General features: G+C 71.3%; 20 protein-coding genes. 13 read left to right on the top strand and 7 right to left on the bottom strand.

Features of this window, described 5'->3' with window-relative positions; all coding sequences use genetic code 11:
- Positions 1–42 precede the first annotated feature (42 nt).
- From DDV73_RS16115 to DDV73_RS16100, 4 genes are all read left to right on the top strand, one after another.
- Positions 43–477 (top strand): CBS domain-containing protein, encoded by a 435-nt coding sequence (locus DDV73_RS16115; RefSeq protein WP_109508285.1) that lies wholly within the window; start codon positions 43–45, stop codon positions 475–477.
- A 72-nt stretch (positions 478–549) separates the two neighbouring features.
- Positions 550–1,239 (top strand): response regulator transcription factor, encoded by a 690-nt coding sequence (locus DDV73_RS16110; RefSeq protein ID WP_109508284.1) that lies wholly within the window; start codon positions 550–552, stop codon positions 1,237–1,239.
- Positions 1,236–3,875 carry a DUF4153 domain-containing protein gene (locus DDV73_RS16105; protein WP_109508283.1) on the top strand — a complete coding sequence of 880 codons (2,640 nt, stop codon included), beginning with the start codon at positions 1,236–1,238 and terminating at the stop codon, positions 3,873–3,875. The genes DDV73_RS16110 and DDV73_RS16105 overlap by 4 nt, the downstream gene beginning before the upstream one ends.
- A 45-nt stretch (positions 3,876–3,920) precedes the next feature.
- Positions 3,921–4,289 carry an FKBP-type peptidyl-prolyl cis-trans isomerase gene (locus DDV73_RS16100; RefSeq protein ID WP_109508282.1) on the top strand — a complete coding sequence of 123 codons (369 nt, stop codon included), beginning with the start codon at positions 3,921–3,923 and terminating at the stop codon, positions 4,287–4,289.
- A 17-nt stretch (positions 4,290–4,306) separates the two neighbouring features.
- Here the strand turns inward: DDV73_RS16100 and DDV73_RS16095 are convergent, their stop codons facing one another.
- A complete protein-coding gene (locus DDV73_RS16095) occupies positions 4,307–4,882 on the bottom strand; it encodes a GNAT family N-acetyltransferase (RefSeq protein WP_109508281.1) in 576 nt (191 codons plus the stop codon).
- A gap of 91 nt (positions 4,883–4,973) precedes the next feature.
- Between DDV73_RS16095 and DDV73_RS16090 the strand changes: the two genes are divergently transcribed.
- A complete protein-coding gene (locus DDV73_RS16090; protein WP_109508280.1) occupies positions 4,974–5,405 on the top strand; it encodes a heavy metal-responsive transcriptional regulator in 432 nt (143 codons plus the stop codon).
- 102 nt (positions 5,406–5,507) lie between these two features.
- Here DDV73_RS16090 and DDV73_RS16085 read toward each other — a convergent pair whose 3' ends face one another.
- Positions 5,508–5,723, bottom strand: coding sequence for an RNA-binding S4 domain-containing protein (locus DDV73_RS16085; RefSeq protein WP_109508279.1), 216 nt, complete (start codon positions 5,721–5,723; stop codon positions 5,508–5,510).
- Between the two features lie 107 nt (positions 5,724–5,830).
- Positions 5,831–7,117: a DUF445 domain-containing protein gene (locus tag DDV73_RS16080; protein WP_338066400.1), complete on the bottom strand. Its 1,287-nt coding sequence runs from the start codon at positions 7,115–7,117 to the stop codon at positions 5,831–5,833.
- A gap of 106 nt (positions 7,118–7,223) precedes the next feature.
- On the opposite strand from DDV73_RS16080, the gene DDV73_RS16075 reads away from it, so the two are divergent.
- The 3 genes from DDV73_RS16075 (at position 7,224) to DDV73_RS16065 (ending at position 10,702) form a co-directional block, all read left to right on the top strand.
- Positions 7,224–7,628 carry an FAD synthase family protein gene (locus DDV73_RS16075; RefSeq protein WP_109508278.1) on the top strand — a complete coding sequence of 135 codons (405 nt, stop codon included), beginning with the start codon at positions 7,224–7,226 and terminating at the stop codon, positions 7,626–7,628.
- 174 nt (positions 7,629–7,802) lie between these two features.
- The gene (locus DDV73_RS16070) at positions 7,803–9,341 is read left to right on the top strand and encodes an MXAN_6640 family putative metalloprotease (RefSeq protein WP_154402781.1); all 1,539 of its coding nucleotides are present in this window, start codon (positions 7,803–7,805) and stop codon (positions 9,339–9,341) included.
- Between the two features lie 71 nt (positions 9,342–9,412).
- Entirely contained in the window at positions 9,413–10,702 is a 1,290-nt protein-coding gene (locus DDV73_RS16065; protein ID WP_109508276.1) for an amino acid permease, read from the top strand.
- A 53-nt stretch (positions 10,703–10,755) separates the two neighbouring features.
- On the opposite strand, the gene pdxR is transcribed toward DDV73_RS16065, so the two are convergent.
- The 3 genes from pdxR to DDV73_RS16050 all read right to left on the bottom strand — a co-directional run bounded on the left by pdxR (position 10,756) and on the right by DDV73_RS16050 (position 13,747).
- Positions 10,756–12,168 carry a MocR-like pyridoxine biosynthesis transcription factor PdxR gene (gene pdxR / locus DDV73_RS16060; protein ID WP_109508275.1) on the bottom strand — a complete coding sequence of 471 codons (1,413 nt, stop codon included), beginning with the start codon at positions 12,166–12,168 and terminating at the stop codon, positions 10,756–10,758.
- A gap of 22 nt (positions 12,169–12,190) precedes the next feature.
- Positions 12,191–12,967 carry a DeoR/GlpR family DNA-binding transcription regulator gene (locus DDV73_RS16055; protein WP_240617317.1) on the bottom strand — a complete coding sequence of 259 codons (777 nt, stop codon included), beginning with the start codon at positions 12,965–12,967 and terminating at the stop codon, positions 12,191–12,193.
- A 129-nt stretch (positions 12,968–13,096) separates the two neighbouring features.
- Positions 13,097–13,747: a TetR/AcrR family transcriptional regulator gene (locus DDV73_RS16050; protein ID WP_206050916.1), complete on the bottom strand. Its 651-nt coding sequence runs from the start codon at positions 13,745–13,747 to the stop codon at positions 13,097–13,099.
- 81 nt (positions 13,748–13,828) lie between these two features.
- Here DDV73_RS16050 and DDV73_RS16045 point away from each other — a divergent pair, with 81 nt between their 5' ends.
- Complete coding sequence (locus tag DDV73_RS16045) at positions 13,829–15,043, top strand: oxygenase MpaB family protein (RefSeq protein WP_109508273.1); 1,215 nt, start codon at positions 13,829–13,831, stop codon at positions 15,041–15,043.
- On the opposite strand, the gene DDV73_RS16040 is transcribed toward DDV73_RS16045, so the two are convergent.
- The gene (locus DDV73_RS16040) at positions 15,034–16,515 is read right to left on the bottom strand and encodes a PucR family transcriptional regulator (RefSeq protein ID WP_109508272.1); all 1,482 of its coding nucleotides are present in this window, start codon (positions 16,513–16,515) and stop codon (positions 15,034–15,036) included. The two genes, DDV73_RS16045 and DDV73_RS16040, sit on opposite strands and share 10 nt — an antisense overlap.
- 83 nt (positions 16,516–16,598) lie before the next feature.
- Here DDV73_RS16040 and gabT point away from each other — a divergent pair, with 83 nt between their 5' ends.
- The 4 genes from gabT to DDV73_RS16020 are packed head-to-tail and all read left to right on the top strand — an operon-like array spanning position 16,599 to position 21,851.
- Positions 16,599–17,942, top strand: coding sequence for a 4-aminobutyrate--2-oxoglutarate transaminase (gene gabT / locus DDV73_RS16035; RefSeq protein ID WP_109508323.1), 1,344 nt, complete (start codon positions 16,599–16,601; stop codon positions 17,940–17,942).
- The gene (locus DDV73_RS16030; protein WP_109508271.1) at positions 17,942–19,213 is read left to right on the top strand and encodes a Glu/Leu/Phe/Val family dehydrogenase; all 1,272 of its coding nucleotides are present in this window, start codon (positions 17,942–17,944) and stop codon (positions 19,211–19,213) included. The genes gabT and DDV73_RS16030 overlap by 1 nt, the downstream gene beginning before the upstream one ends.
- Positions 19,210–20,586, top strand: coding sequence for an NAD-dependent succinate-semialdehyde dehydrogenase (locus tag DDV73_RS16025; RefSeq protein ID WP_109508270.1), 1,377 nt, complete (start codon positions 19,210–19,212; stop codon positions 20,584–20,586). Before DDV73_RS16030 ends, DDV73_RS16025 begins: the two co-directional genes overlap by 4 nt.
- A complete protein-coding gene (locus tag DDV73_RS16020) occupies positions 20,583–21,851 on the top strand; it encodes an NAD(P)/FAD-dependent oxidoreductase (RefSeq protein WP_206050915.1) in 1,269 nt (422 codons plus the stop codon). The genes DDV73_RS16025 and DDV73_RS16020 overlap by 4 nt, the downstream gene beginning before the upstream one ends.
- Positions 21,852–22,318: the final 467 nt, after the last annotated feature.

The following is a 22,318-nucleotide window of genomic DNA, read 5'->3' as shown; positions in this document are numbered from 1 at the left end:
GTAGCGTGGTCAGACAACTCTCGTGATGCTGGAGGTGCACCGATGCGGATCAGCGATGTACTCAGGGGAAAGCCCAGCCAGGAAGTCGTCACGATTCCCCCCGATGCGACGGTGCGCGAGCTGGTCGCTCTGCTCGCCCAGCACAACGTCGGAGCCCTGATCGTCAGCACCGACGGCAGCAAGGTCGAGGGCATCGTCAGTGAGCGCGATGTGGTCCGCCGGCTCAACGATGACGACGCCGTCCTCAACGGCCCGGTGCAGGCGATCATGACCGCGGTCGTGCACACCTGCACGCCGGAGTCGTCGGTCGACGAGCTGATGCAGCAGATGACCGAGCACCGGATTCGGCACATTCCCGTCGTCCGCGACGAGCAGCTCACCGGGATCATCAGCATCGGCGACGTGGTGAAGAGCCGGATCGGCGAGCTGGAGTTCGAGCGCGACCAGCTCGACCACTACGTGCACCAGACGAAGTAGCCGGCGCGACCTGCACAGAACCTTCACGGGTCATCCCCGACTTCTGACCCTCTGCGCTCCTACGCTCGGGGCATGGCACAACGTCGGGTACTCGTCGTCGAGGACGAGCCGCTGATCAACCAGGCCGTCACCGACCGCCTGCTGTCCGAGGGGTACGACGTCGTCCAGACGTGGGACGGCCCCGGAGCGGTCGCGGCGTTCACCAACCACGTGCCCGACGTGGTCGTGCTCGACGTGATGCTGCCGGGGTACGACGGGCACGAGGTGTGCCGCCGGATCCAGGCCGTGCAGCCGGTGCCGGTGCTGATGCTGACCGCGCGCGACGACGAGGCCGACATCCTGGTCGGGCTCGGGGTCGGCGCGGACGACTACCTGACCAAGCCGTTCCGGATGCGCGAGCTGGTCGCCCGGATCCACGCGCTGCTGCGCCGGGTCGACCGGGCCGCCTCGCTGGGCACGCCGCGCACCCTCGAGTACGGCGACCTCCGCGTCGACGTCGGCGCCCGCCGGGTTTGGGTCGGCGAGGACGAGGTGCGGCTGACACCGACCGAGTTCGACCTGCTGGTCTGCCTCGCGACCACACCGGGCCAGGTGCTGACCCGCGAGAAGCTGCTCGCCGAGGTCTGGGGCTGGCCGGGCGCCTCCGGTACCCGCACGGTCGACAGCCATGTGAAGGCGCTGCGCGCCAAGATCGGCCCGGACCGGGTGCGCACCGCGCACGGCGTCGGCTACGCGCTGGAACCGCTAGGACCGAGCCGGTGACCACTCCCCTCGACCAGGTCACCTCGATCAAGGTCAAGCTCGGGCTGCTGGTGGTCGCGAGCGTCGCGGTGGCGGCGGTGGTGGCGACAATCGGCTCCTCGGCCGGGGTGTCGCCGTGGCTGAGCCTGCCGGTAACCGTGCTGCTGGCGCTCGGGGTCACCCAGCTGCTCGCGGTCGGCATGACCTCGCCGCTGCGGCAGATGACCGACGCCGCCCGGCGGATGGCGCGCGGCGACTACGCGGTCCGGGTGGACGAGACCTCCGGCGACGAGATCGGCCAGCTCGCCTGCGCCTTCAACACCATGGCCAATGACCTGGCGGCCGTCGACCGCGAGAGGCGCGACCTGATCGCCAACGTGAGCCACGAGCTGCGGACCCCGCTGACCGCACTGTGCGCCGTACTCGAGAACCTCGTCGACGGCGTCTCCGAGCCGGATCCGGCAGCGCTGCGGACCGCGCTCGACCAGGCCGAGCGGCTCGCGGCACTGGTCTCCGACCTGCTCGACCTCTCCCGGGTGGACGCCGGCATCGCGCCGCTGGCGTGGGACACGGTGCCGGTCACGCTGCTGTTGGAGCAGGCGGTGGCCGAGGCCCGGTCGACGGCCGACACGACCGGCCGCGACGTCACCTGGGACCTCACGGTCCGGCCGGCGGCGTACACCGCGTACGGCGACCCCGCCCGGCTGCGCCAGCTCGTCGCCAACCTGCTCGACAACGCGTCCCGGCACAGTCCGGCCGGCGGCGTCGTCCGGGTCACCGCCGACGGGTACGAGGCCGGCTGGCGGATCGAGATCGCCGACCACGGTCCCGGCATCGCACCCGAGGACCGCGAGCGCGTCTTCGAGCGGTTCGGCACCCTCGCCAACCACGACGGCGGGGGCACCGGTCTCGGCCTGGCCATCGCCCGCTGGGTCACCGACCTGCACGGCGGCGTCATCTCCTTCGTCGACCCCGCCGATGGACCGGACGGCGCCGTCGGCGCCCGGGTCCGGGTCGACCTCCCCACTCGCACCGACCGACCGACTCCCAGACAGGAAACTGCCATGACCACTCCTGCCTCACCGCCGCCCCCGCCTGGTCCCCCCGTCGAGCCCAAGGCCGCGCCCGCTGGGCCTGCCGCTGGTTTCGAGACGGTTGCTAGCGCAACCTCCTCAACCGGCGGCAGGCCGCCGTACCCGCCGCCGGCACCGCTGTTCGCCGACATCTGGCCCGAGAAGGCCGAGCCGGACATCCGGCCGGTGCTGGCGAGCCTCGGCGTCGGCCTGCTCGCGGCGTTCATCTTCCCGGAGCGCAACCTCGGCATCGGCACCGTCCTGGTGCTGCTCGCCGCCGGCGGGACCGTGCTGGCGTTCGCCAAGCATCGGCGGGACCCGTTCACGCTGGCCTGCGCGGGGCTGTGCGTCCTGCTCTCGGTGGTGCCGGTGCTGCGCGACGCCGAGTGGATCGCGGTGCTCTGCATGTTCGCCGGCGCCGCCCTGTGCATCGCCGGGCTGGTGCGTGGCCGGACCTTCGCGGGCTTCTTCCTCGGCGGCATCGCCTGGCCGTTCGCCGGCCTGCGCGGTATCCCGTGGCTCGGCAAGAGCCTGCGGGTGCTGACCGGTTTCGGGCACGGCCCGGCGGTGCTGCGTACGGCGCTCTGGTCGCTGCTCGGCGTGACCGTCTTCGGGCTGCTGTTCGCCTCGGCCGACGCGCTGTTCGCCGAGTGGGTCGGCGTGCTGGTGCCGGACCTGAGGCTGGACACGTTCGTGCAGCGGGCCTTCATCACGATGGCGGTCGGCGGCGTGGTCCTGGCCGCGGCGTACCTCGGGCTCAACCCACCGCCGGTCGAGCGGGAGGGCGGCACGCCGCAGCGGTTGCAGCACCGCTTCGAGTGGCTGGCGCCGGTGCTGCTGGTGGACGCGGTGTTCGCGGTCTTCCTGATCGCCCAGGCAACCGTGATCTTCGGCGGCCACGGCTACCTGCGCCGGACCACCGGCCTGACCTACGCCGAGTACGTGCACCAAGGCTTCGGCCAGCTCACCGTCGCGACCGCGCTGACGCTGCTGGTGGTGTGGGCGGCCGGTAGGAAGGCTCCGCGCGAGACCCAGCAGGACCGGATCTGGGTCCAGGCGTCGCTCGGGCTGCTGTGCGCGATGACGCTGGTGGTGGTGGCCTCGGCGCTGTATCGGATGCACGTCTACCAGGAGGCATACGGCTTCACGGAGCTGCGGCTGCTGGTCGACGTGTTCGAGGGCTGGCTCGGGCTGCTCGTGCTCGCGATGCTCGTCGGCCTGTTCTGGCCGATCCACCAGTGGCTGCCGCGGCTCGCGCTGCTCAGCGGCGTGGTCGCGCTGCTCGGCATCGCCGCGATCAACCCGGACGCCTGGATCGCCCGGCAGAACCTCGAGCGGTACGACGAGACCGGCAAGGTCGACTGGTACTACCTGCGCGGCCTGTCTTCGGACGCGGTCCCGGTGCTGGCGGAGCTGAAGGGCGAGGAACGCGCATGCGCGCTGGCCGGGCACGAGGTCGGTAACGACGACTGGCTGGAGTGGAACCTTGGCCGGTGGCAGGCCCGCGACGACATCGGCGACGAGGAGGCGACACTCCCGAGCCAGCTCGTCTGCGACGAGGAGTCCGACACGCGCCGCCCCTGACGCCGACACCGGACTGCCGGGGTCTGCATGGCATAGTCGGGCACCATGAACAAGCCCGAGATCGACTTTCCCGACTTCGACCCGCCGGCCGACCTGGTCGTGACCGACGAGACCACCGGCGACGGTGACGAGGCCACCAGCGGCTCGACCGTCACGGTGCACTACGTCGGGGTCGCGCACTCGACCGGCGAGGAGTTCGACGCGTCGTACAACCGGGGCGAGCCGCTGCGGTTCCGGCTCGGAGTCGGCCAGGTCATCCCCGGCTGGGACCAGGGCGTGGCCGGGATGAAGGTCGGCGGCCGTCGCAAGCTGGTGATCCCGCCGCACCTGGGGTACGGCGACCGCGGTGCGGGCGGCGTGATCAAGCCGGGCGAGACCCTGATCTTCGTCGTCGATCTGGTCGGCGTCTCCTAAGCCCTGGGCGCTAAGCCCTAGGACCTCGTAGCGCGCCACTCGTCGGCGAGGATCCCGTACGTGTAGCCGTCCACCCAGCCGAGCTCGGCATGCCAGGAGTCCTGGACGCCGTGCTGCTCGCGCCGCATGCCGACCTTCTCGAGCACCCGCCAGGACGGGGTGTTGTCGGCGAAGCAGCCCGCGACCACCCGCCGTACACCGAGGTCCTCGAAGGCGATCCGGAGCAGGTTGCTCGCGATCTCGGTCCCGTAGCCGCGACCGCCATACGCCGGATCGAGGATGTAGCCGATCTGCGCCTCGTCGCCGACCACCGCGGCGGCACCGTCCTGGCCCATGCCGTCTCGGACCACGAGTCCGGCGGTGCCGATCACGGTCCCGTCGAGCTCGGCGAGCGACGAGTGCTCGCCCGGCTCGGTCAGGGTGCGCATCCAGGCGTCCCGGAGGGCGTCCTTGTCGACCTCGGTCTTCAGCAACCACCGGTAGACCTCGGGGTCGTTGCGGAACTCCAGCAGCCGGTCGATGTCGCTCTCCGTTACCCGCCGGAGCAGGAGCCGCTCGGTGCGCTGCGGCCAGGAGACGTCCGAGTTCGTCATTGGTCGTTGATATCAACGGCGCTTCCGCGGCGGCAACTGGATTTGTCTCGGGCTTGACCTTGGACCCAGGTCCAAGGTTTACCGTCGAAGCATGACCACCGCGGTTGCGACGACGACGTACACGGTCTCCCAGCTCGCTCGCGCGAGCGGCACCACACCGGACACGGTGCGCTTCTACGAGCGCGAGGGGCTGCTGCCCGCCCCGGCCCGGACCGCATCGGGCTACCGGCAGTACGACGAGTCGATGGTCGACCGGATCGCGTTCGTCCAGGGCTGCCAGCGGCTCGGGCTGACCCTGGCCGACGTCCGCGACCTGCTCGCGGTGCGCGACACCGGCGTCTGCCCGTGCGAGCCCGCCGAGCAGCACCTCACCCGCCGGCTCGCGGAGGTAGACGAGCAGCTGGTCCGGCTGACCGCGCTGCGCGCGCAGATGGCCGAGATGCTGGCGGCGATCCCCAGCGCGACCTGCCCACCACCGACCCCCGGGACCTGGTACCCGCCGGACGCGGAAGGGAGGTGCTGAGCGTGTACGTCGATGATTGCGACTGCCCGTGCCACTGCTGCTGACACTGTCGAACTAGACCGTCCAGTTCCCGAGGGCCCCGGGAACTGGCCCGCGCTTGGCCTAACTGACCTTGGCCGACCGGCCCGCCAGCGTCACCACGTCACCCTTCACCAGCTGCCGCCCTCGCCGGGTCTCGACGTCGCCGTTGACCCGCACCAACCCCTGCGCCGTTACGCCCTTCGCGTCGGACCCGCTGTCGATGAGGTTCGCGAGCTTGAGGAACTGCCCCAGCTTGATCGACTCGTCGCTGATCGACACATCCACTGCCTGGCTCATGGCTCTATTCAACCGCCCGCCTCCTTGTAACGCGCAGTTACGCGCACTGGTTGGGGAGTAATTACCGCCCGGCAGTGCTCATAACTCCGCGTTACAACCGGCGCCAGTCAGTGCACCAAAACGCTGACGGTGTGGATCAGCAGGCCTACCAGGCCGCCGACGATGGTGCCGTTGATGCGGATGAACTGGAGGTCGCGGCCGACGTGCAGCTCGATCCGGCGGGCGGCTTCCTTGCCGTCCCAGCGCTCGATGGTGTGCGTGATCACGGTGGTCAGCTCCGCGCCGTACCGCTGCACGATGAAGACAGCGGCGTCGGCGGCCAGGCCGTCCAGCCGGCGGCGCAGGTCGGCGTCGGCGGTGAGCCGTTCGGCGAACGCCGTCGTCTCGGTGACCAGCCGTTGGCGGACCGGGCCCGTCGGGTCGTTCAGCGAGCTGACCAGCGCGTTCCGCAGCGCCTGCCACAGCGAGATGCTGGTGGCGACCACCTGCGGGTGCTCGAGCACCCGCAGCTTGAACTTCTCGGCGCGGGCCTGGGTGGCCTCGTCGAACAGCAGGTCGTGGGCGAGCTGGCTCAGCATGGAGTCGAGCGCGGCCCGGGCGTGGTGGTTCGGGTCCTCCCGGATGTCGGCCAGCCAGCGGACCGCCTCCACGTGGATCCGGCTGGTGACCGCCTCGTTGAGCCGCGGCGGCGCCCACCACGGCGCCCGCTCGCTCAGCACCTCGGTGAACGTCTCCGGGTTGTGCACGAGCCAGCGGTGCAGCTCCTCCAGGGCCAGATCGACAACGCCGCGGTGCAGGTCGTCGCGGAGCGCCTCGGTCAGCAGGCTGCCGAGGATCGGCGAGATCGGCTCCTCCCGGAACCGCGGCACCAGCGCCATCTCGACCAGGTCGGAGATGTGCTCGTCGCGGACCTTGCCGAGCGCGATGCCGGCTATCTCGGCGACCTCGTCGACCACTCGCCGTGCGTTGTCGGGTACGACGAGCCAGTCGCCGATGCGCTGGGAGATGGTCGCGGCGACCACCCGGTCGCGGATGATGCCTTCCTGCAGGAAGTTCTCGCCGACGAACTCCTCGAGCCCGCGGCCGAGGTCGTCCTTGCGCTTGGGTACCAGCGCGGTGTGCGGGATCGGCAGCCCGAGCGGGTGCTTGAACAGCGCGGTCACCGCGAACCAGTCCGCGATCGCGCCCACCATCGACGCCTCCGCGCCGGCGTTCACGAACCCCCAGAAGCCGTCCTGGCCGAGCGTGGCCAGGTAGACGATGGCCGCGAAGACCAGCAGTGAGACCGCTAGCGTCCGCATCCGGCGCAAGCCCCGCCGCCGCTGCTCGTCGGCCTCGGGGTCGGGCGTGACCATGTCGATGGCCCCCATGCTCGGCGTCAGCTGATCCGTCACGCTGGCCATCCTCTCAGCCTTGATCCACCGATGGGCGCCGCGCAGCACGCGGCCATCCGTGGATCAGGGCTCAAGGCTTCTACCCCCTCGTGCGAGGATGCCTCGCATGTCTGAGCCGCGCACCGTCATCACGTTTGGCACCTTCGACGTCTTTCATGTCGGCCACCTGCGGATGATCGAGCGGGCGGCAGGGCTGGGCGAGCGGCTCGTCGTCGGCGTCTCGGCGGATGCGCTGAACGTGCGGAAGAAGGGGCGGGAGCCGGTCTTCAGCGAGCAGGAACGGCTCGCGATCATCGCGGCCCTGCGGCCAGTCGACGGGGTCTTCCTCGAGGAGAGCCTGGAACTGAAGCGCGACTACATCGTCGAGTACGGCGCCGACGTACTCGTGATGGGCGACGACTGGGCCGGCCGGTTCGACGAGCTGAAGGACGTCTGCGAGGTCGTCTATCTGTCCCGGACGCCAGCGATCTCGACGACCGCACTCATCGAGAAGATCTCCGGAAACGGTTAGAAACGGCCGCGTGGGGGTAGTTCGGTAGAGTGCCCGGCGTTGCCCGCCGGGCGGCTGGGGTGCCCTAGCAAACGGAGGCCACCCCCTGTATCTCCATAATCGGTCTCCGGGTGCTAGAGCCTTATGCAGGTGCCCGCGTCCTCATCCACATCCCGACTGGGAGTCAAACAAACGATGCTTCGCAAAATCTCGGCAGGACTGCTGGTGCTCGCCATCGGCTTCGTCGCGCCCCTCGGGGCCAACGCGGCGTCCGACCCGGAGAAAGAGCTCACGCTGCAGTCGAAAGACGCCCGCCAGGCGACGGCTGCTCTCAACACCGCGATCGCCGCACGCTCCGGCAAGGAGACCGGCCGCGACACGAGCCTCGCGATGGCCGACCTCTTCCTCCGCTACGACAGCCTCTCGGCCTCGGAGAAGAAGCAGGCCGACGCCCTGCTCGCCCGGCCGACCGACGGCGTACGGGACCCGCTCGGCGACGGCTACACCGTCCGTGCGACCAAGGTCTGCGGCCCCCATGTCTGTGTGCACTATGTCAAGTCCACCAACGACGCGCCGTCGTCCACCGACAACGACGGCAACGGCCACTTCGACTGGGCGGAGTACTCGCTCAAGGTGATGGAGTCGGTCTGGCGCAAGGAGGTCGGCCAGCTCAAGTACCGGGCGCCGGCGTCCGACCGCGGCAAGGGCGGCAACAACAAGTTCGACGTCTACCTCTCCGACGTCGGCAACGACGGGCTCTACGGCTACTGCACCACCGAGAAGGCGGTGCCCGGTCACCGGTTCCGCGCGTCCGGCTACTGCGTGCTCGACGAGGACTTCGTCGAGTTCGAGCCGCAGCCCCGCGCCGCCAGCCTGAAGGTCACCGCCGCGCACGAGTTCTTCCACGCGGTGCAGTACAACTACGACGCCGCCGAGGACCGCTGGGCGATGGAGGCGACCGCGACCTGGATGGAGGAGCGGTACGCCGACTCGGTCAACGACAACCGTCAGTACCTCGGCTACGGCCACATGCGCCGCAACGACATCCCGCTGGACAAGTTCGCGCGGCAGTCGCTGACGCCGTACGGCAACTGGATCTTCTTCGAGGCGATCTCGGCCAAGTACGGCACCGGCGCGGTCCGGCAGATCTGGAACAAGCTGGACTCGACCAGGCCCAGCCAGGACCGCTACTCGATCCAGGGTGTGAAGGCGTTCCTGGCCACCAAGAAGATGAAGCTTCCCCGCTTCTACGCGGCGTTCGGTGCGGCCAACATCGTCCCGGAGAAGGTGTACTCGGAGGGCTCGGCCTATCCGGCGGCGAAGATCGCCAAGACCTACACGCTGACCCGGAGCAAGCCGGGCGCCAGTGGGCGACTCACGCTGAACCACCTGACGAACCGCAACTACTCGTTCGTCCCGACCACGGGCTTCTCCGGCAAGCGCAAGCTCCGGATCATCGTGAACGCGCCGAACAAGAACACCGGCTCGGCCGCCTGGGTGCTGGTTCACCTGCGCAACGGCAAGGTGATCTCCAAGGAGGTCAGGCTCAACAACAGGGGCTGGGGCAAGGTGCTGGCGTCCTACACCAACAGCAACGTGGCTCGGGTGACGCTCACCCTGGCCAATGCCAGCACCTCGTACCGGTGCTGGAAGAACACCGGCTACGCCTGCCAGGGCACTCCGCTCGGCAACGGCAAGGTGTTCAAGTTCAACGTGAGGAACGTCCAGGGCTGACATATTGGCCCAGCTGACTTGGGCCCGGATTGGCGCTGCACTTGCGCCAATCCGGGCCCTAGTTTTATGGCATGACCAGCACCGTCTCCCCCGTCTCCGCGGCCCCCACAGGCACCGGCGCCCCTGCCACAGCCAGCACCGGGCTCTCCGTCGCCCAGGGCTCGGCACTCACCATCGGCGCGGTCCTCGGGACCGGCGTACTCGCTCTCCCGGCGGTTGCCGCCACCGTCGCCGGTCCCGCCTCGCTGGTGGCCTGGCTGGGGCTGGTGCTGCTGTCGATCCCGCTGTCGGCCACCTTCGCCGCACTGGGCGCCCGGTTCCCGGACGGCGGCGGTGTCTCGACGTTCGCCCGGCAGGCGTTCGGCGCCAAGGCGTCGGCCGCGGTCGGCTGGTGCTTCTACTTCGCGATCCCCGTCGGCGCTCCCCCGGCGGCCAGCTTCGCCGGCTTCTACGTCGCGGACTCGCTCGGTGGCGGCCGCACCTCCGAGCTGCTCACCGCGGCCGGGCTGATCGTCGTGGTGACCGCGATGAACTGGTTCGGGATCCGGATCTCCGGCGGGGTCCAGCTGCTGATCGCCGGCGTACTCGCGACCATGCTGGCCGTGGCCACCCTGGTCTCACTGCCGCACGCCGACCTCGGCAACCTGACGCCGTTCGCGCCACACGGCTGGGGCTCGGTCGGCGCTGCCGCCGCGCTGCTGGTCTGGGCATTCGCCGGCTGGGAGGCGGTCAGCTCGCTGTCCGGTGACTACCGCAACCCGGGCCGCGACGTACCCCGCGCGACGATGGTCGCGCTGGTCGTGGTCGCCACCCTCTACCTCGGCATCGCCTTCGCGACGGTGACCGTGCTCGGCCCGAACCCCGGCTCGGCGCCACTGTCGGACCTGCTGGTTCTCGGCTTCGGTGAGGTCGCCCGCCCGGTGACCACGCTCGCCGCGGTGATGCTCTCGCTCGGCGCGATCAACGCCTACTTCGCCGGCGGCGCCCGGCTGGGTGCCGCGCTCGGCCGGGACGGCGCGCTGCCGGAGTGGCTGGCGCACGGCTCGGCCGCCGGTCAGGTACCGCGCCGGTCGCTGCTCGTGGTCGCGGGGATGTCGCTGACCACGCTCGCCGTCGTCGGCGTGAGCGGCGCCCCGCTGGCCGCCACGATCCTGGTCGTCACCGGCGCCTTCACCCTCGTGTACGTCGTCGGCACCGCCGCCGCCGTCAAGGTCCTCCCCCGCGGCACCTGGGTCCACCGCGGCGCCGTCGTCTCCTTCATCGCCACCCTCGCGCTGCTCTGGATGACCGGCCTCCAGGTGGTCAGCGCCGTCGTCGTCGCCGCCCTCGCAGTCCTGTGGAGCAGCCGGAAGGGTCGATAGTCCAGAACGTTTCGCATCAGTTGACGGCGAAAGGTGATGCCGAACGTACTGGACTATCCGTTGGTGGTGAGCAGGATCCGGCGGAGGGCGAGGAGGCCGGGGCGGATGGAGTCGGTGCGGGCGGCGCCGTAGCCGATGACCAGCCCGGGGCGGGTGGGGAGGCGGCTGAAGCTGTCGAGCGACTCCATCGCGATGCCGTGCTCGGCGGCGGCCTGCCGGATCCGGGCGGTGTCGGCGCCGGCGGGGCCGAGGGCGGTGACGTGGAGGCCGGCAGCGGAGGGCACCGGCTCCCAGCCGGGGACCCGGTTCAGCTCGGCCAGCACCAGCTCCCGACGCTCGCCGTACACCTTGGCGGCGCGGCGCACGTGTCGGGCGAACATGCCCTCGGCCATGAACCTCGCGAGCGCGGCCTGGATCGGGAGCAGGCCGTAGCCGTCGGTCATCTGCCGGGCCGCGCGCAGCGCGTCGCGCAGCGACTCGGGTGCGACCAGGTAGCCGGCGCGCAGCGACGGCAGCAGCGACTTCGAGAAGGTGCCGACGTAGATCACCCGGCCGGCCCGGTCGAGGCAGTGCAGCGGCTCAAGGGGCCGCTCGGTGAAGCGGAACTCGCTGTCGTAGTCGTCCTCGACGATCGCCATCCGGTGCCGCTCGGCGAAGTCGAGCAGCTCGCGGCGCCGCGCCAGCGACATGGGTACGCCGAGCGGGAACTGGTGCGACGGCGTTGTGAAGACCAGCACCGCGCTGCCCGGGATCAGGTCGACCCGGATCCCCTCCTCGTCGATCGGCACGGGCACCACCTTGGCGCCGGCGGCCTCGAAGAGCTCGACGGCGGACGGGTAGCCGGGGTCCTCGACCGCGACCACGTCGCCCGGCCCGACCAGCACCCGCGCGACGATGTCGAGCGCCTGCTGGGTGCCGTTGGTGACCAGCACGTCCTCGACGTCCGCATCGACCCCGCGCGACAGCGCGAGGTTGCGCACGATCGCCTCCCGCAGCTGCGGCAGCCCGGCCGGGTCGGCGTAGGTGCCCGGACTGTTGGCGCGCAGGCGCACCTCCGCGGTCAGCAGCCGGCGCCAGGTGTCGAACGGGAACAGGCCGGCGTCCGGGATGCCCACCCTGAAGTCGTACGGCGGCACGACCGCGCCGCCGCTGACCGGCTGCGGCACGAAGCTCCAGCCCGACCGAGGCACGAGCGCGGACGGCTTGCGCCGAGGCGAGGTCGGGATCGCGGCGTCGGTGACATAGGTGCCGGCGCCGACCCTGGCCTCGAACCAGCCCTCGGCCGTCATCCGCTCGTACGCCGTGGCCACGGTGTTGCGGGACACGCCGAGGTCGAGCGCGAGCTGCCGGGTGGGCGGCAGCCGGTCGCCCGGGTGCAGCCGCCCGCGGCGTACGGCGTCGAGCAGCGCGCGGTAGATCGCCGACGCGCGGTCGCCCCGCGCCTCCAGATCCACCGACAGGTCCATGGCTACGAGCCTGTCAGACCGGTCATGGCACCAGCACTACCTCGATGCCGAGATCCTTGATCCGGGCGACCTCGTCGGCGTCCGCTCCGGCGTCGGTGATGAGTACGTCGACCGCGTCGATGTCGCAGATCCGGGCGAAGGCAACCTCGCCCACCTTCGACCCGTCGGCCACGACCACGACCCGCTCGGCACGCTCGGCCATGCCGCGGTTGATCTCGGCCTCGCCCTCGTGGTGCGCGGTGGCGCCGGCCTCCGCGGAGATCGCGTTGACGCCGAGGAACAGGGTGCCGATCGTGATCTCCTCCAGCACCTTGCCGGCCAGCGGGCCGATCAGCTCGTAGGACTGCGGGAGCGCGACGCCGCCGACCATCACGATCTTGATGTGCGGGCGGACCACCATCTCGCTGGCGATGTTCAGCGCGTTGGTCACGATCGTCAGCGCGGGCGGCGGCGCGGCAGCCGTGGCGGGCGGTGCGCCGAGGTCGGCGCGGGTGGCGAGCGCGCGGGCCACCGCCGAGGTCGTGGTCCCGCCGTTGAGGCCGACCACCGCGCCCGGGTCGACCATCGACGCGGCGTACTCGGCGATCTCCTGCTTCTGGTCGCGGTGCCGGACCGTCTTGTAGCGCAGCGGCAGGTCGTAGGCGACCGACTGGATCACCGCGCCACCGCGGGTCCTGGTGACCAGCCGCTGGTCGGCGAGATCGTCGAGGTCGCGGCGGACGGTCGCCGGCGACACCGCGAACTCCTCGGCGAGCTCCTCGACCGACAGCTTGCCGCGTGCGGCCAAGAGTTCGAGCACGGCGTTCAGGCGTTCGTAACGCTGCAACGTAAGCGACCTTCCGACGGACGACCAGGCGGGGCCCTGATCGTACGACGCGTGGCCACCGCGGCGCGGGCGCCCCGCGACATCCGGCCAGGTCAGGTCAGGTCAGCGACGCCGGACCGGCTGCAGCATCGGCGCGAGATAGCGGCGGGCGATGGTCTCCAGCTGCTCGGCGTCTTCGAGATCGACCAGGTCGCTCGGGGTGAGCAGGAGCGACGAGGAGACTCGGACCATCAGCTCCGCGACCAGGTCGACGTCGACGGCCGCGGCAATGTTGCCGGCCTCCTGCTCGCGCCGAAGCTGCCCGGCCAGGAACCGGCCGATCACGGTCAGGGTGCTGCCGTCCGGGCCCAGGACGGAGGGCGCCGCCAGGTCCGGCTCGGCCCGCAGCAGCCCGTCGACCAGCGGGTTGCTCCGGACGGCGCGGAGCGCGCTCGCGAACCCGACCGCGACCCGGTCCTCCAGGGTCTCAGCTCGGCCGACGTCGGCGAGGAACCGCTCGACGTAGGCGCGGAACTCGCGCAGCATCACCTGCTCGACGAGGGCCTCCTTGGAGCTGACCCGCCGGTACACCGTGATCCGGGAGACGCCGGCCCGCCGGGCGACGTCGTCCATGGTCGTGCGCTGGATGCCGTACCGACAGAACAGCTCGTACGCCGCGTCGAGGAGGTCGGCGTTCGCCTCGTCGCCCGCCCCTTCGACGGCGCCCAGGAGTGCGCGGCCCAGCAGTGAGTCAGGGCTAGCAAGCTCGGTCACAGATCCACGTCCTCGTGATACGGTGATACTGATTGAGTATCAGCGTATCAGTGTGACCGGCCAACTCCCGGGAGGCTCGACATGGCGGAGCTCAGCAGGCGTGGACTGATCATCGGCGGCACGCTCGGAGCCGTGGGAGCGCTCGGGATCGTGGCGCCGGCCGAGGCATGGACCTGGGCGGCCAGCGGGTCGGTCGCCGGCAGCGGATTAGGGACGGACCCGCGCCAGGTGTGGGACGACGAGGCCGACTCGGTCGTCGCGCAGCTCTTCGAGCGCGGCGAGGTCGACCTGGTCAACAGGCTGCTGGCCGACTGGACCCACAACGACCAGCCGCTGCCGGCCGGCCCCCCGGCCGACCTCCACGCCTTCCTCGACCAGGCCAGGCGGCTCCCGTCGTGGACCGACCAGGCCAAGCTCGGCCGGGCCTTCGACCTCTACCAGCGACGCGGCCTCTACATCGGCCTCCTCTACGGGTTCGGCAGCGGGATGATGAGCTGCGTGATCCCGCGGGAGGCGCGGGCGGTCTACTACTCCGCGGGCGGCGCGGACATGAAGGACCGCATCGCCAAGACCGCGAAGCTGGGCTACGACCTCGGCGAACGAGGCGCCTTCGGCGCCGGTGGCCAGATGGTCGTGACCTGCGTGAAGACCCGGCTGACCCATGCCGCCGTCCGCTACCTGCTGCCGAGGTCTCGGCACTGGAACGACGCCGCGGACGAGACCAAGCCGATCAGCCAGGCCGACATCATGGTGACCTGGCACAGCCTGGCGACGTTTACCAGCAACAAGCTGGCGGCCTGGGACGTCTCGGTCGCGGCCGCGGACTCCGCGGCCTTCCTCCACCTGTGGCAGCTCACCGCCCACATGCTCGGCGTCAAGGACGAGTACATCCCGGCCACCTGGAGCGCGGCCAACGAGCAGTCCCGCCAGGTGCTCGACCCGATCCTGGCGCCGACCACGGAGGGCGTGCGCCTCGCCGAGATCCTGCTCAACCTGGCCGCCGAGTACGACCTGGGCGTCAGCAAGCCGATGCTGCACTCGTTCACCCGGTACTGCCTGGGCAACCAGATCACCGACTGGCTGGAGATCCCCCGCGAGCCGCTGACCGACGGTTTCGTCGCCGTCGGCTGGCCGGCGTTCATCGCGTTCCGGGAGGCGTCCATGGCCCTGCCGTTCCCGCCGGCGGGCTACTGGACCTTCGACGAGTGCCTCAGGCGGGCGGTCCTGTTCTTCCTCGGGGAAGGGCAGCGGATCAACATCACCATGCCGACCGGCAACAACCCGCACTACCCGTGACGCGACCCAGGTAGGTCCCGGGCCTGCCAGGCCAGCCAGGCCGCCGCGCGGGTGTCGGGGTCGTCGAGCGAGCGGCCGATCGCCAGCTCGATCTGCGCGACCCGGTTGCGGACGGTGTTGCGGTGCAGGCCGAGCTCCTCGGCGACCTTGAGCCGGGAGCCGTGATGCTTGAGGAAGGAGCCGAGGGTCGCGGTCTGCTCGTCGTCGAGGCCGCCGAAGAAGGACGCTGAGAACGACGCCGCCACGTCGGCGGCCAAGAGACCGACCGCGCCCTCGCGCACCACGCTGTCCCAGCGGACAACCCCGGTCGTCACGGTGGCGCGCTCGAGCGCCAGCCTGGCCGTGGTGTCGGAGGTGGCCGCGGCGGCGAGCTCGGCGATCTCGCCCAGCCCGACAGTCAGCCCGCGCACGCTCAGCCGCTCGGCCGCGCGCGTGGCCCTGGCCGGTGCCGCGACCAGCCTGAGTACGCCGTCGTGCACCGTGGCCAGCACCCGCCGGCGCTCCAGCTCGCCCAGCGCGTCATCGAGTACATCGGCACCTCCAGCCGCCCGGACAACCCGCACCTGCGCCGGCAGCGCGGGCAGCTCGGCGGCCTCGCCGACGACGTGGACCGCCTCGACCTGGCCCCGGACGAGCAGCTCGTACATCTTCTGCCAGAGCCGGCGCTGGGTGTCCAGCCGGCCGCGCTCCTGCTCGGCCGCCAGCCCGAGGAGGGCGACGGCCGTGGTGACCGCGTTGCGGCGTACGTCGGTGACCCGGCCGGGCACCGCCACCGCTAGGTAGTACGCCGGCCGGCCGCGGAGCCCGACCGGGAGCAGCAGGCTGGTGCGGTGCTCGTCACTTGCGCTGGAGGCGGCCCGGAGCCCCTCGGCGCGGATCTTCGCCAGCTCGGCGAGCGCCGCGTCGACGTCGGCGAGCTCAGGCCGCGGACCGGTCGGCCCGGCCGCGAGCCGGCCGTCGGCGGTCAGCAGGAACGCGCAGCCGTCGAGAAGCTGCGCCAGCCGGCCCACGACGGCCCGTTGGCCGTCGTTGCGGACCGCTGCGGACGTCAGCTGCCGCTGGGTCTCCAGCGCCAGCCGCGCCTCGCCCTCATCCCGTTCGTCGATGAGCCCGGCGGTGGCCCTGCTGACCGTCACGAACGCGGTCTCGCGCGGGACCTCGAGCAGGTTCAGCCCGTGCTTCTCGCAGGCGGTGAGCAGCGTCGCCGGCACCCGGGCGTGGGTGAGCCCGACGCCGAGCGCCAGCGAGCTGACGCCGACCCGGGCCAGCCGCGCGACGTACTCGTCCCACTGACCGCGCCAGCCCTTGGTGGCGAGGCCGGTGGTCAGCAGCAGCTCACCGCCTTCAAGGAACCGGGTCGGGTCCTCGAGCTCGCTGGTGGCCACCCACCGGATCTCGGCGTCCGGGCGGGGCAGGTGTACGGCGCGGAGCACGAGCTCCGGCTGCTCCAACAGGAGTGCGACGTCGACCATGTGTCATGGTTGCACAACTGTGCCGCCAAGGTTGTGCGTCTTGACCATCGCCTCGCCGAGCTCGGATCCCTAGCGTGAGCATCATGAGCGAGAACCCCACCGGCGGCCCGCAGCTCCCCCAGGAGCGCCGCCTCGTCACCGCAATCCCCGGACCCATCTCCCAGGAGCTGCAGCAGCGCAAGACCACGGCGGTCGCGCGTGGCGTCGGCACCATGCTGCCTGTGTACGTCGTGGCCGCCGGCGGCGGCGTGGTCGTCGACGCGGACGGCAACTCGCTGATCGACCTCGGCTCCGGCATCGCGGTCACCACCGTCGGCAACAGCGCTCCCCGGGTGTCGTCGGCGGTGGCCGAGCAGGTGGCGGCGTTCACGCACACCTGCTTCATGATCACGCCGTACGACGGGTACGTGGAGGTGGCCGAGGCCCTGAACCGGATCACGCCGGGCAGCCACGACAAGCGCAGCGTGCTGTTCAACTCGGGCGCGGAGGCCGTGGAGAACGCGGTGAAGATCGCGCGCGCACACACCAAGCGGCAGGCGGTGGCCGTCTTCGACCACGCATACCACGGGCGCACCAACCTGACCATGGCGATGACCGCGAAGAACATGCCGTACAAGCACGGCTTCGGGCCGTTCGCGGCCGAGGTCTACCGGGCGCCGCTGTCCTACCCGTTCCGCGACTCCGGCGTGGACGGCGCCGAGGCCGCGCGCCGGGCGGTCGACGTCATCGAGAAGCAGGTCGGCGCCGAGAACCTGGCCGCGGTCGTGATCGAGCCGATCCAGGGCGAGGGCGGGTTCATCGTCCCGGCCCAGGGCTTCCTGCCGGCGCTGGCGGAGTGGTGTCGGGCCAACGACGTGGTCTTCATCGCCGACGAGGTCCAGACCGGCTTCGCCCGCACCGGCGAGCTGTTCGCCTGCGACCACGAAGGCGTCGTGCCCGACCTGATCGTGACCGCCAAGGGCATCGCGGGCGGTCTGCCGCTGGCCGCGGTGACCGGGCGCGCGGAGATCATGGACGCGCCGCACGTCGGCGGGCTCGGCGGCACGTACGGCGGCAACCCGATCGCGTGTGCGGCGGCGCTGGCCGTGATCGAGACGATCGAGTCCGAAGGGCTGGTCGCGCGCGCCCGGGCCATCGGCAAGCTGATGCACGAGCGGCTCACCGCGATCCAGGCGGCCGACCCGCGGATCGGCGAGGTCCGCGGCCGCGGCGCGATGATGGCGGTCGAGCTGGTGAAGCCCGGGTCCACCGAGCCCGATGCCGACCTGACCAAGGCACTGGCCGCCGCCGCCCACGCGCAGGGGCTCGTCGTACTCACCTGCGGCACGTACGGCAACGTGCTCCGCTTCCTGCCCCCGCTCTCCATCCCCGACCACCTGCTGACCGAGGCCCTCGACGTCCTCGAGCAGATCTTCAAGGACACGTAATGACCACCATGACTCAGCCCGCCGATCAGCAAGTCGCCGGCGGGCCGCTGAACGACGCCCAAACGCAGCTGCGCGAGGCGACCACGATCCTCGGCTACGACGACGGCCTGCACGCGATGCTCGCCGCTCCTCGCCGCGAGGTCACGGTCAGCATCCCGCTGCGCCGCGACGACAGCCGGATCGAGCTGCTCACCGGCCACCGGGTCCAGCACAGCCTCACCCGCGGCCCGGCCAAGGGCGGCCTGCGTTACTCCCCCGACGTGAACCTCGACGAGGTGCGCGCGCTGGCGATGTGGATGACCTGGAAGTGCGCGCTGCTGGACGTGCCGTACGGCGGCGCCAAGGGCGGCATCCGGATCGACCCACGGCAGTACTCCCAGGCCGAGCTGGAGCGGGTGACGCGTCGGTACACCAGCGAGATCAGCCCGCTGATCGGACCCGAGCGGGACATCCCCGCACCCGACATCGGCACCGACGAGAACACCATGGCCTGGCTGATGGACACGTACTCCGCCCAGCAGGGGCACACCGTGCTCGGCGTGACGACGGGCAAGCCGGTCAGCCTCGGCGGCTCCCGTGGCCGGGCCACCGCGACCTCGCGCGGCGTCGTCCAGGTGGCACTCGCCGCGCTGCGCTCCCGTGGCATCGACCCGGCCGGCGCGACGGCGGCGGTGCAGGGGTTCGGCAAGGTCGGCCGGTACGCCGCGCGGTTCCTCGCCGAGGCGGGCGTGCGCGTGGCCGCGGTCTCCGACCAGTACGGCACGACCGCCGCGTCCGCCGGCCTGCCCATCCCCGCGGTTGAGGAGCACGTCGACGCGACCGGCTCGGTGGTCGGCTTCGCGTGCGGGGACCAGGTCGACGACCTGCTCACCCTGGATGTCGACCTGCTGGTCGTCGCTGCGGTCGAGGGCGTGCTGCACGCCGGCAACGCCGCCGAGGTCCGCGCGCAGGTGATCGTCGAGGGTGCCAACGGCCCGACCACCCCGGAGGCCGATGTGATCCTGCAGGACGCCGGGCGGCTCGTCGTACCCGACATCCTGGCCAACGCCGGCGGCGTGATCGTGTCCTACTTCGAGTGGGTCCAGGCCAACCAGGCCTACTGGTGGTCCGCCGCCGAGGTCGAGGCGCAGCTCGCCGACCGAATGACGTCGGCCTGGGAGCGGGTCAGCGAGCACGCCGCCCGGCTCGACCTGCCCCTGCGCACCGCCGCCACCTGCCTTGCCGTCGAGCGCGTCGCCCAAGCCCATCTCCTGAGAGGTCTGTACCCGTGACTGTCACCACCACCAGCACCGCCACCCGTCGGTTCGAGGTCCGCAACCCCGCCACCACCGAGCCGATCGCATCGGTGCCGGACGGCACCGCCGCCGACGCCACCAGCGCAGTGGACGCCGCGGCCGGGGCCTTCCCGGCCTGGTCCGCGACGGCGCCGCGGGTCCGCGCCGAGGTGCTGCGCCGCGCCTACGAGCTGATTGTCGACGACACCGACCGGCTCGCCGCACTGATCACGTCCGAGAACGGCAAGTCCGACGCCGACGCCCGGGCCGAGGTCGGGTACGCCGCGGAGTTCTTCCGCTGGTTCTCCGAGGAGGCCGTCCGCACCGAGGGCGAGTACGGCGTCTCCCCCGCCGGCGGCACCCGCACGGTCGTCACCCACCGCCCTGTCGGAGTGGCGGCCCTCGTGACGCCGTGGAACTTCCCGGCCGCGATGGCCACTCGGAAGATCGCCCCGGCCCTGGCGGCCGGCTGCACGGTGGTCCTCAAGCCGGCCGCGGAGACGCCTCTCACCGCGCTGGCGATCGCCTCGCTGCTCACCCAGGCAGGCGTGCCCGATGGCGTGGTCACGGTCGTGCCGACCACCACGCCGGCCGAGGTGGTCAGCACCTGGCTGGCCGACGACCGGGTCCGCAAGCTCTCGTTCACCGGCTCGACCGGGGTCGGCCGGGTGCTGCTCAAGCAGGCGGCCGACCGGGTGCTCAACAGCAGCATGGAGCTCGGCGGCAACGCGCCGTTCGTGATCACCGCCGACGCCGACCTGGACGCGGCGCTGGCCGGCGCGATGATCGCGAAGTTCCGCAACGCAGGCCAGGCCTGCACCGCCGCCAACCGGTTCTTCGTGCACGCCGACGTCGTCGACGAGTTCGTGGCCAGGTTCGGCGCCGAGGTCGAGGCGCTCGACATCGCGCCGCTGATCAGCGCCGACGCGGTCGCCAAGGTCACCGCCCTGGTGGACGAGGCGGTGGCCGCGGGCGCCGTCGTACGGCATCAGGGCCTGGCGGGGCCCGACGGCTGGCGCTACCCGGCGACGCTGCTGACCGGCGTACTGCCGGAGATGCGGATCGCCCGCGAGGAGGTCTTCGGCCCGGTCGTCTCGGTGATCACCTGGACCGACCGGGACGAGATGCTCGCCCAGGCCAACGACAGCGAGCACGGCCTGGCCGCCTACGTGTACGCCGGGCGCCTGCAGGACGCGCTGCGGATCGCCGAGGGGCTGGAGGCCGGCATGGTCGGGGTGAACCGCGGCGTGGTGTCGGACCCGTCGACTCCGTTCGGGGGTGTGAAGCAGAGCGGCATCGGCCGGGAAGGCGCCCGCGCGGGCATCCGCGAGTACCAGGAGACCCAGTACTTCAGCCTGGACTGGCCGTGAGCCGCCGAGTGGTGGTGGCCGGCGGCGGGTACGCCGGCCTGGCCGCGGCGCGGCTGCTGCTCAAGCGCGGCTGCGAGGTCACCGTGGTGAACCCGCACGGCTACATGACCTACCAGCCGCTGCTGCCCGAGACCGCGGCCGCAACCGTGCACGCTGGCCATGTCGTCGTACCGCTCCGCTCGGCGCTACCCGGCGCTCGGGTGCTCACCGGGTCGCTGGTCGCCGTCGACCGCTCGGCTCGGGTCGCCGACGTCGCCGCGCCCGACGGCACCGTGCAGCGGCTCGAGTACGACGACCTCGTGCTCGCGCTCGGCTCGGTCACTCGCGCCTTTCCGGTGCCGGGGCTGGCCGAGCACGCCGTCGGCTTCCGCACAGTCGAGGAGGCGCTGCACCTCGGCAACCGGATCCTCGGCCGCCTCGAGCTGGCCGCGACCACGGCCGACCCGGACGCTCGCGCACGCGCCCTGACCTTCGTCTTCGTCGGCGGCGGGTACGCCGGCGTCGAGGCGCTGGCCGAGCTGGAGGACATGGTCCGGCGGGTGCTCCCCCGGTACGACGGCCTGTCGGTCGCCGACGCGCGGTGGGTGATGGTGGAGGCCGGGCCGCGGATCCTCGGCCAGCTGCCGGACCGGCTGGCCCGGTATGCGGCTGCGCAGCTCCGGGAGCGTGGGGTCGAGATCCGCACCGCGACCTCGCTGACCGAGCTGACCGAGGGCCGCGCCGTACTCAGCGACGGGACGGTGATCGCGACCGACACCGTGGTGTGGACCGCCGGGGTGGTCGCCAACCCGGCGCTGCGCAGTCTGGGTCTGCCCTGCGACCCGGCCGGCCGGGTGGTCACCGACGAGTTCCTCCGGGTCGGCGACGGGGTGTGGGCGCTAGGGGACTGCGCCGCGGTCCCGGACCTGGTCGGCGGCGGCCTGTGCCCACCCACCGCACAGCACGCCGTCCGGCAGGCCGCACGGCTCAGCCGGAACCTGACCGGCCGGCCGGCGCCGTACCGGCACAAGGACGCGGGTGCAGTCGCCTCACTCGGGCTGCGTAAGGGCGTGGCCGAGCTCTACGGCGTACCGCTGCGAGGGCTGCCCGCCTGGCTGGTGCACCGGCTCTACCACGGCTCCCGCCTGCCCTGCTCCAAGCGGCGGCTGCTGGTGAACCTGATCTGGGCGCTCGGCGCCCGCGGCCGCGACCCGGTCGCCGTCACCGCCATCGAGTCCCCCCGGGCCGCCCTCCGCGACGCGATCCACGCCCAGGCTGCTGATTAGACCCATGCTGGCGATCTGGCAGGGCCGTTTCGGGCTGGGGGCTCAACTACAGAGTTACGTGGTTACCGTTGGCGGTTGGTTGCGGTACTTGGTTCGGCTGCTTTTCGGCTTACGGTTTGTTCGGGTCAACGGTCTGTGGTTGCGGTTTCCAAACCTTTGACTATCGCCCGAACATATGTACGATGGAGTTGTCCAATTGATCGGTACGCTTCGGGGGAGGTGCCGGAGGAATGCTCGTTAATTCACCACATCCGGTGCTTGCGTGTGCTGCCGCTATTGAGGCCGCATTGAGTGAAGTTGTCGAGGTTGAGCCCGCTTTCATGCGGACCGACGAGAAGGCCGACGCCCTGCTCGCGCTGTCTCGGCTAGAGGCAATGCCACGTAGCGTAGATCGGTCTGTCATGCGGCTCTCGGTCTGAGGGCGTGGAGGTTGATCGTGGGTGGATCTGGGTGGCTGGTGCTGGCGG

The sequence above is a fragment of the Nocardioides speluncae genome (genome assembly GCF_003121585.1).
GTDB lineage: Bacteria > Actinomycetota > Actinomycetes > Propionibacteriales > Nocardioidaceae > Nocardioides > Nocardioides speluncae.
This window is presented reverse-complemented; position numbering and strand designations above follow the sequence as displayed.

What these genes read in the sequence shown, in the direction of transcription:
- DDV73_RS16115 (WP_109508285.1), top strand. Translation starts at nt 43, where the DNA reads ATGCGGATCAGCGATGTACTCAGGGGAAAGCCCAGCCAGGAAGTCGTC.
- DDV73_RS16110 (WP_109508284.1), top strand. Translation starts at nt 550, where the DNA reads ATGGCACAACGTCGGGTACTCGTCGTCGAGGACGAGCCGCTGATCAAC.
- DDV73_RS16100 (WP_109508282.1), top strand. Translation starts at nt 3,921, where the DNA reads ATGAACAAGCCCGAGATCGACTTTCCCGACTTCGACCCGCCGGCCGAC.
- DDV73_RS16095 (WP_109508281.1), bottom strand. Translation starts at nt 4,882, where the DNA reads ATGACGAACTCGGACGTCTCCTGGCCGCAGCGCACCGAGCGGCTCCTG.
- DDV73_RS16090 (WP_109508280.1), top strand. Translation starts at nt 4,974, where the DNA reads ATGACCACCGCGGTTGCGACGACGACGTACACGGTCTCCCAGCTCGCT.
- DDV73_RS16085 (WP_109508279.1), bottom strand. Translation starts at nt 5,723, where the DNA reads ATGAGCCAGGCAGTGGATGTGTCGATCAGCGACGAGTCGATCAAGCTG.
- DDV73_RS16075 (WP_109508278.1), top strand. Translation starts at nt 7,224, where the DNA reads ATGTCTGAGCCGCGCACCGTCATCACGTTTGGCACCTTCGACGTCTTT.
- DDV73_RS16070 (WP_154402781.1), top strand. Translation starts at nt 7,803, where the DNA reads ATGCTTCGCAAAATCTCGGCAGGACTGCTGGTGCTCGCCATCGGCTTC.
- DDV73_RS16065 (WP_109508276.1), top strand. Translation starts at nt 9,413, where the DNA reads ATGACCAGCACCGTCTCCCCCGTCTCCGCGGCCCCCACAGGCACCGGC.
- pdxR (WP_109508275.1), bottom strand. Translation starts at nt 12,168, where the DNA reads ATGGACCTGTCGGTGGATCTGGAGGCGCGGGGCGACCGCGCGTCGGCG.
- DDV73_RS16045 (WP_109508273.1), top strand. Translation starts at nt 13,829, where the DNA reads ATGGCGGAGCTCAGCAGGCGTGGACTGATCATCGGCGGCACGCTCGGA.
- DDV73_RS16040 (WP_109508272.1), bottom strand. Translation starts at nt 16,515, where the DNA reads ATGGTCGACGTCGCACTCCTGTTGGAGCAGCCGGAGCTCGTGCTCCGC.
- gabT (WP_109508323.1), top strand. Translation starts at nt 16,599, where the DNA reads ATGAGCGAGAACCCCACCGGCGGCCCGCAGCTCCCCCAGGAGCGCCGC.
- DDV73_RS16030 (WP_109508271.1), top strand. Translation starts at nt 17,942, where the DNA reads ATGACCACCATGACTCAGCCCGCCGATCAGCAAGTCGCCGGCGGGCCG.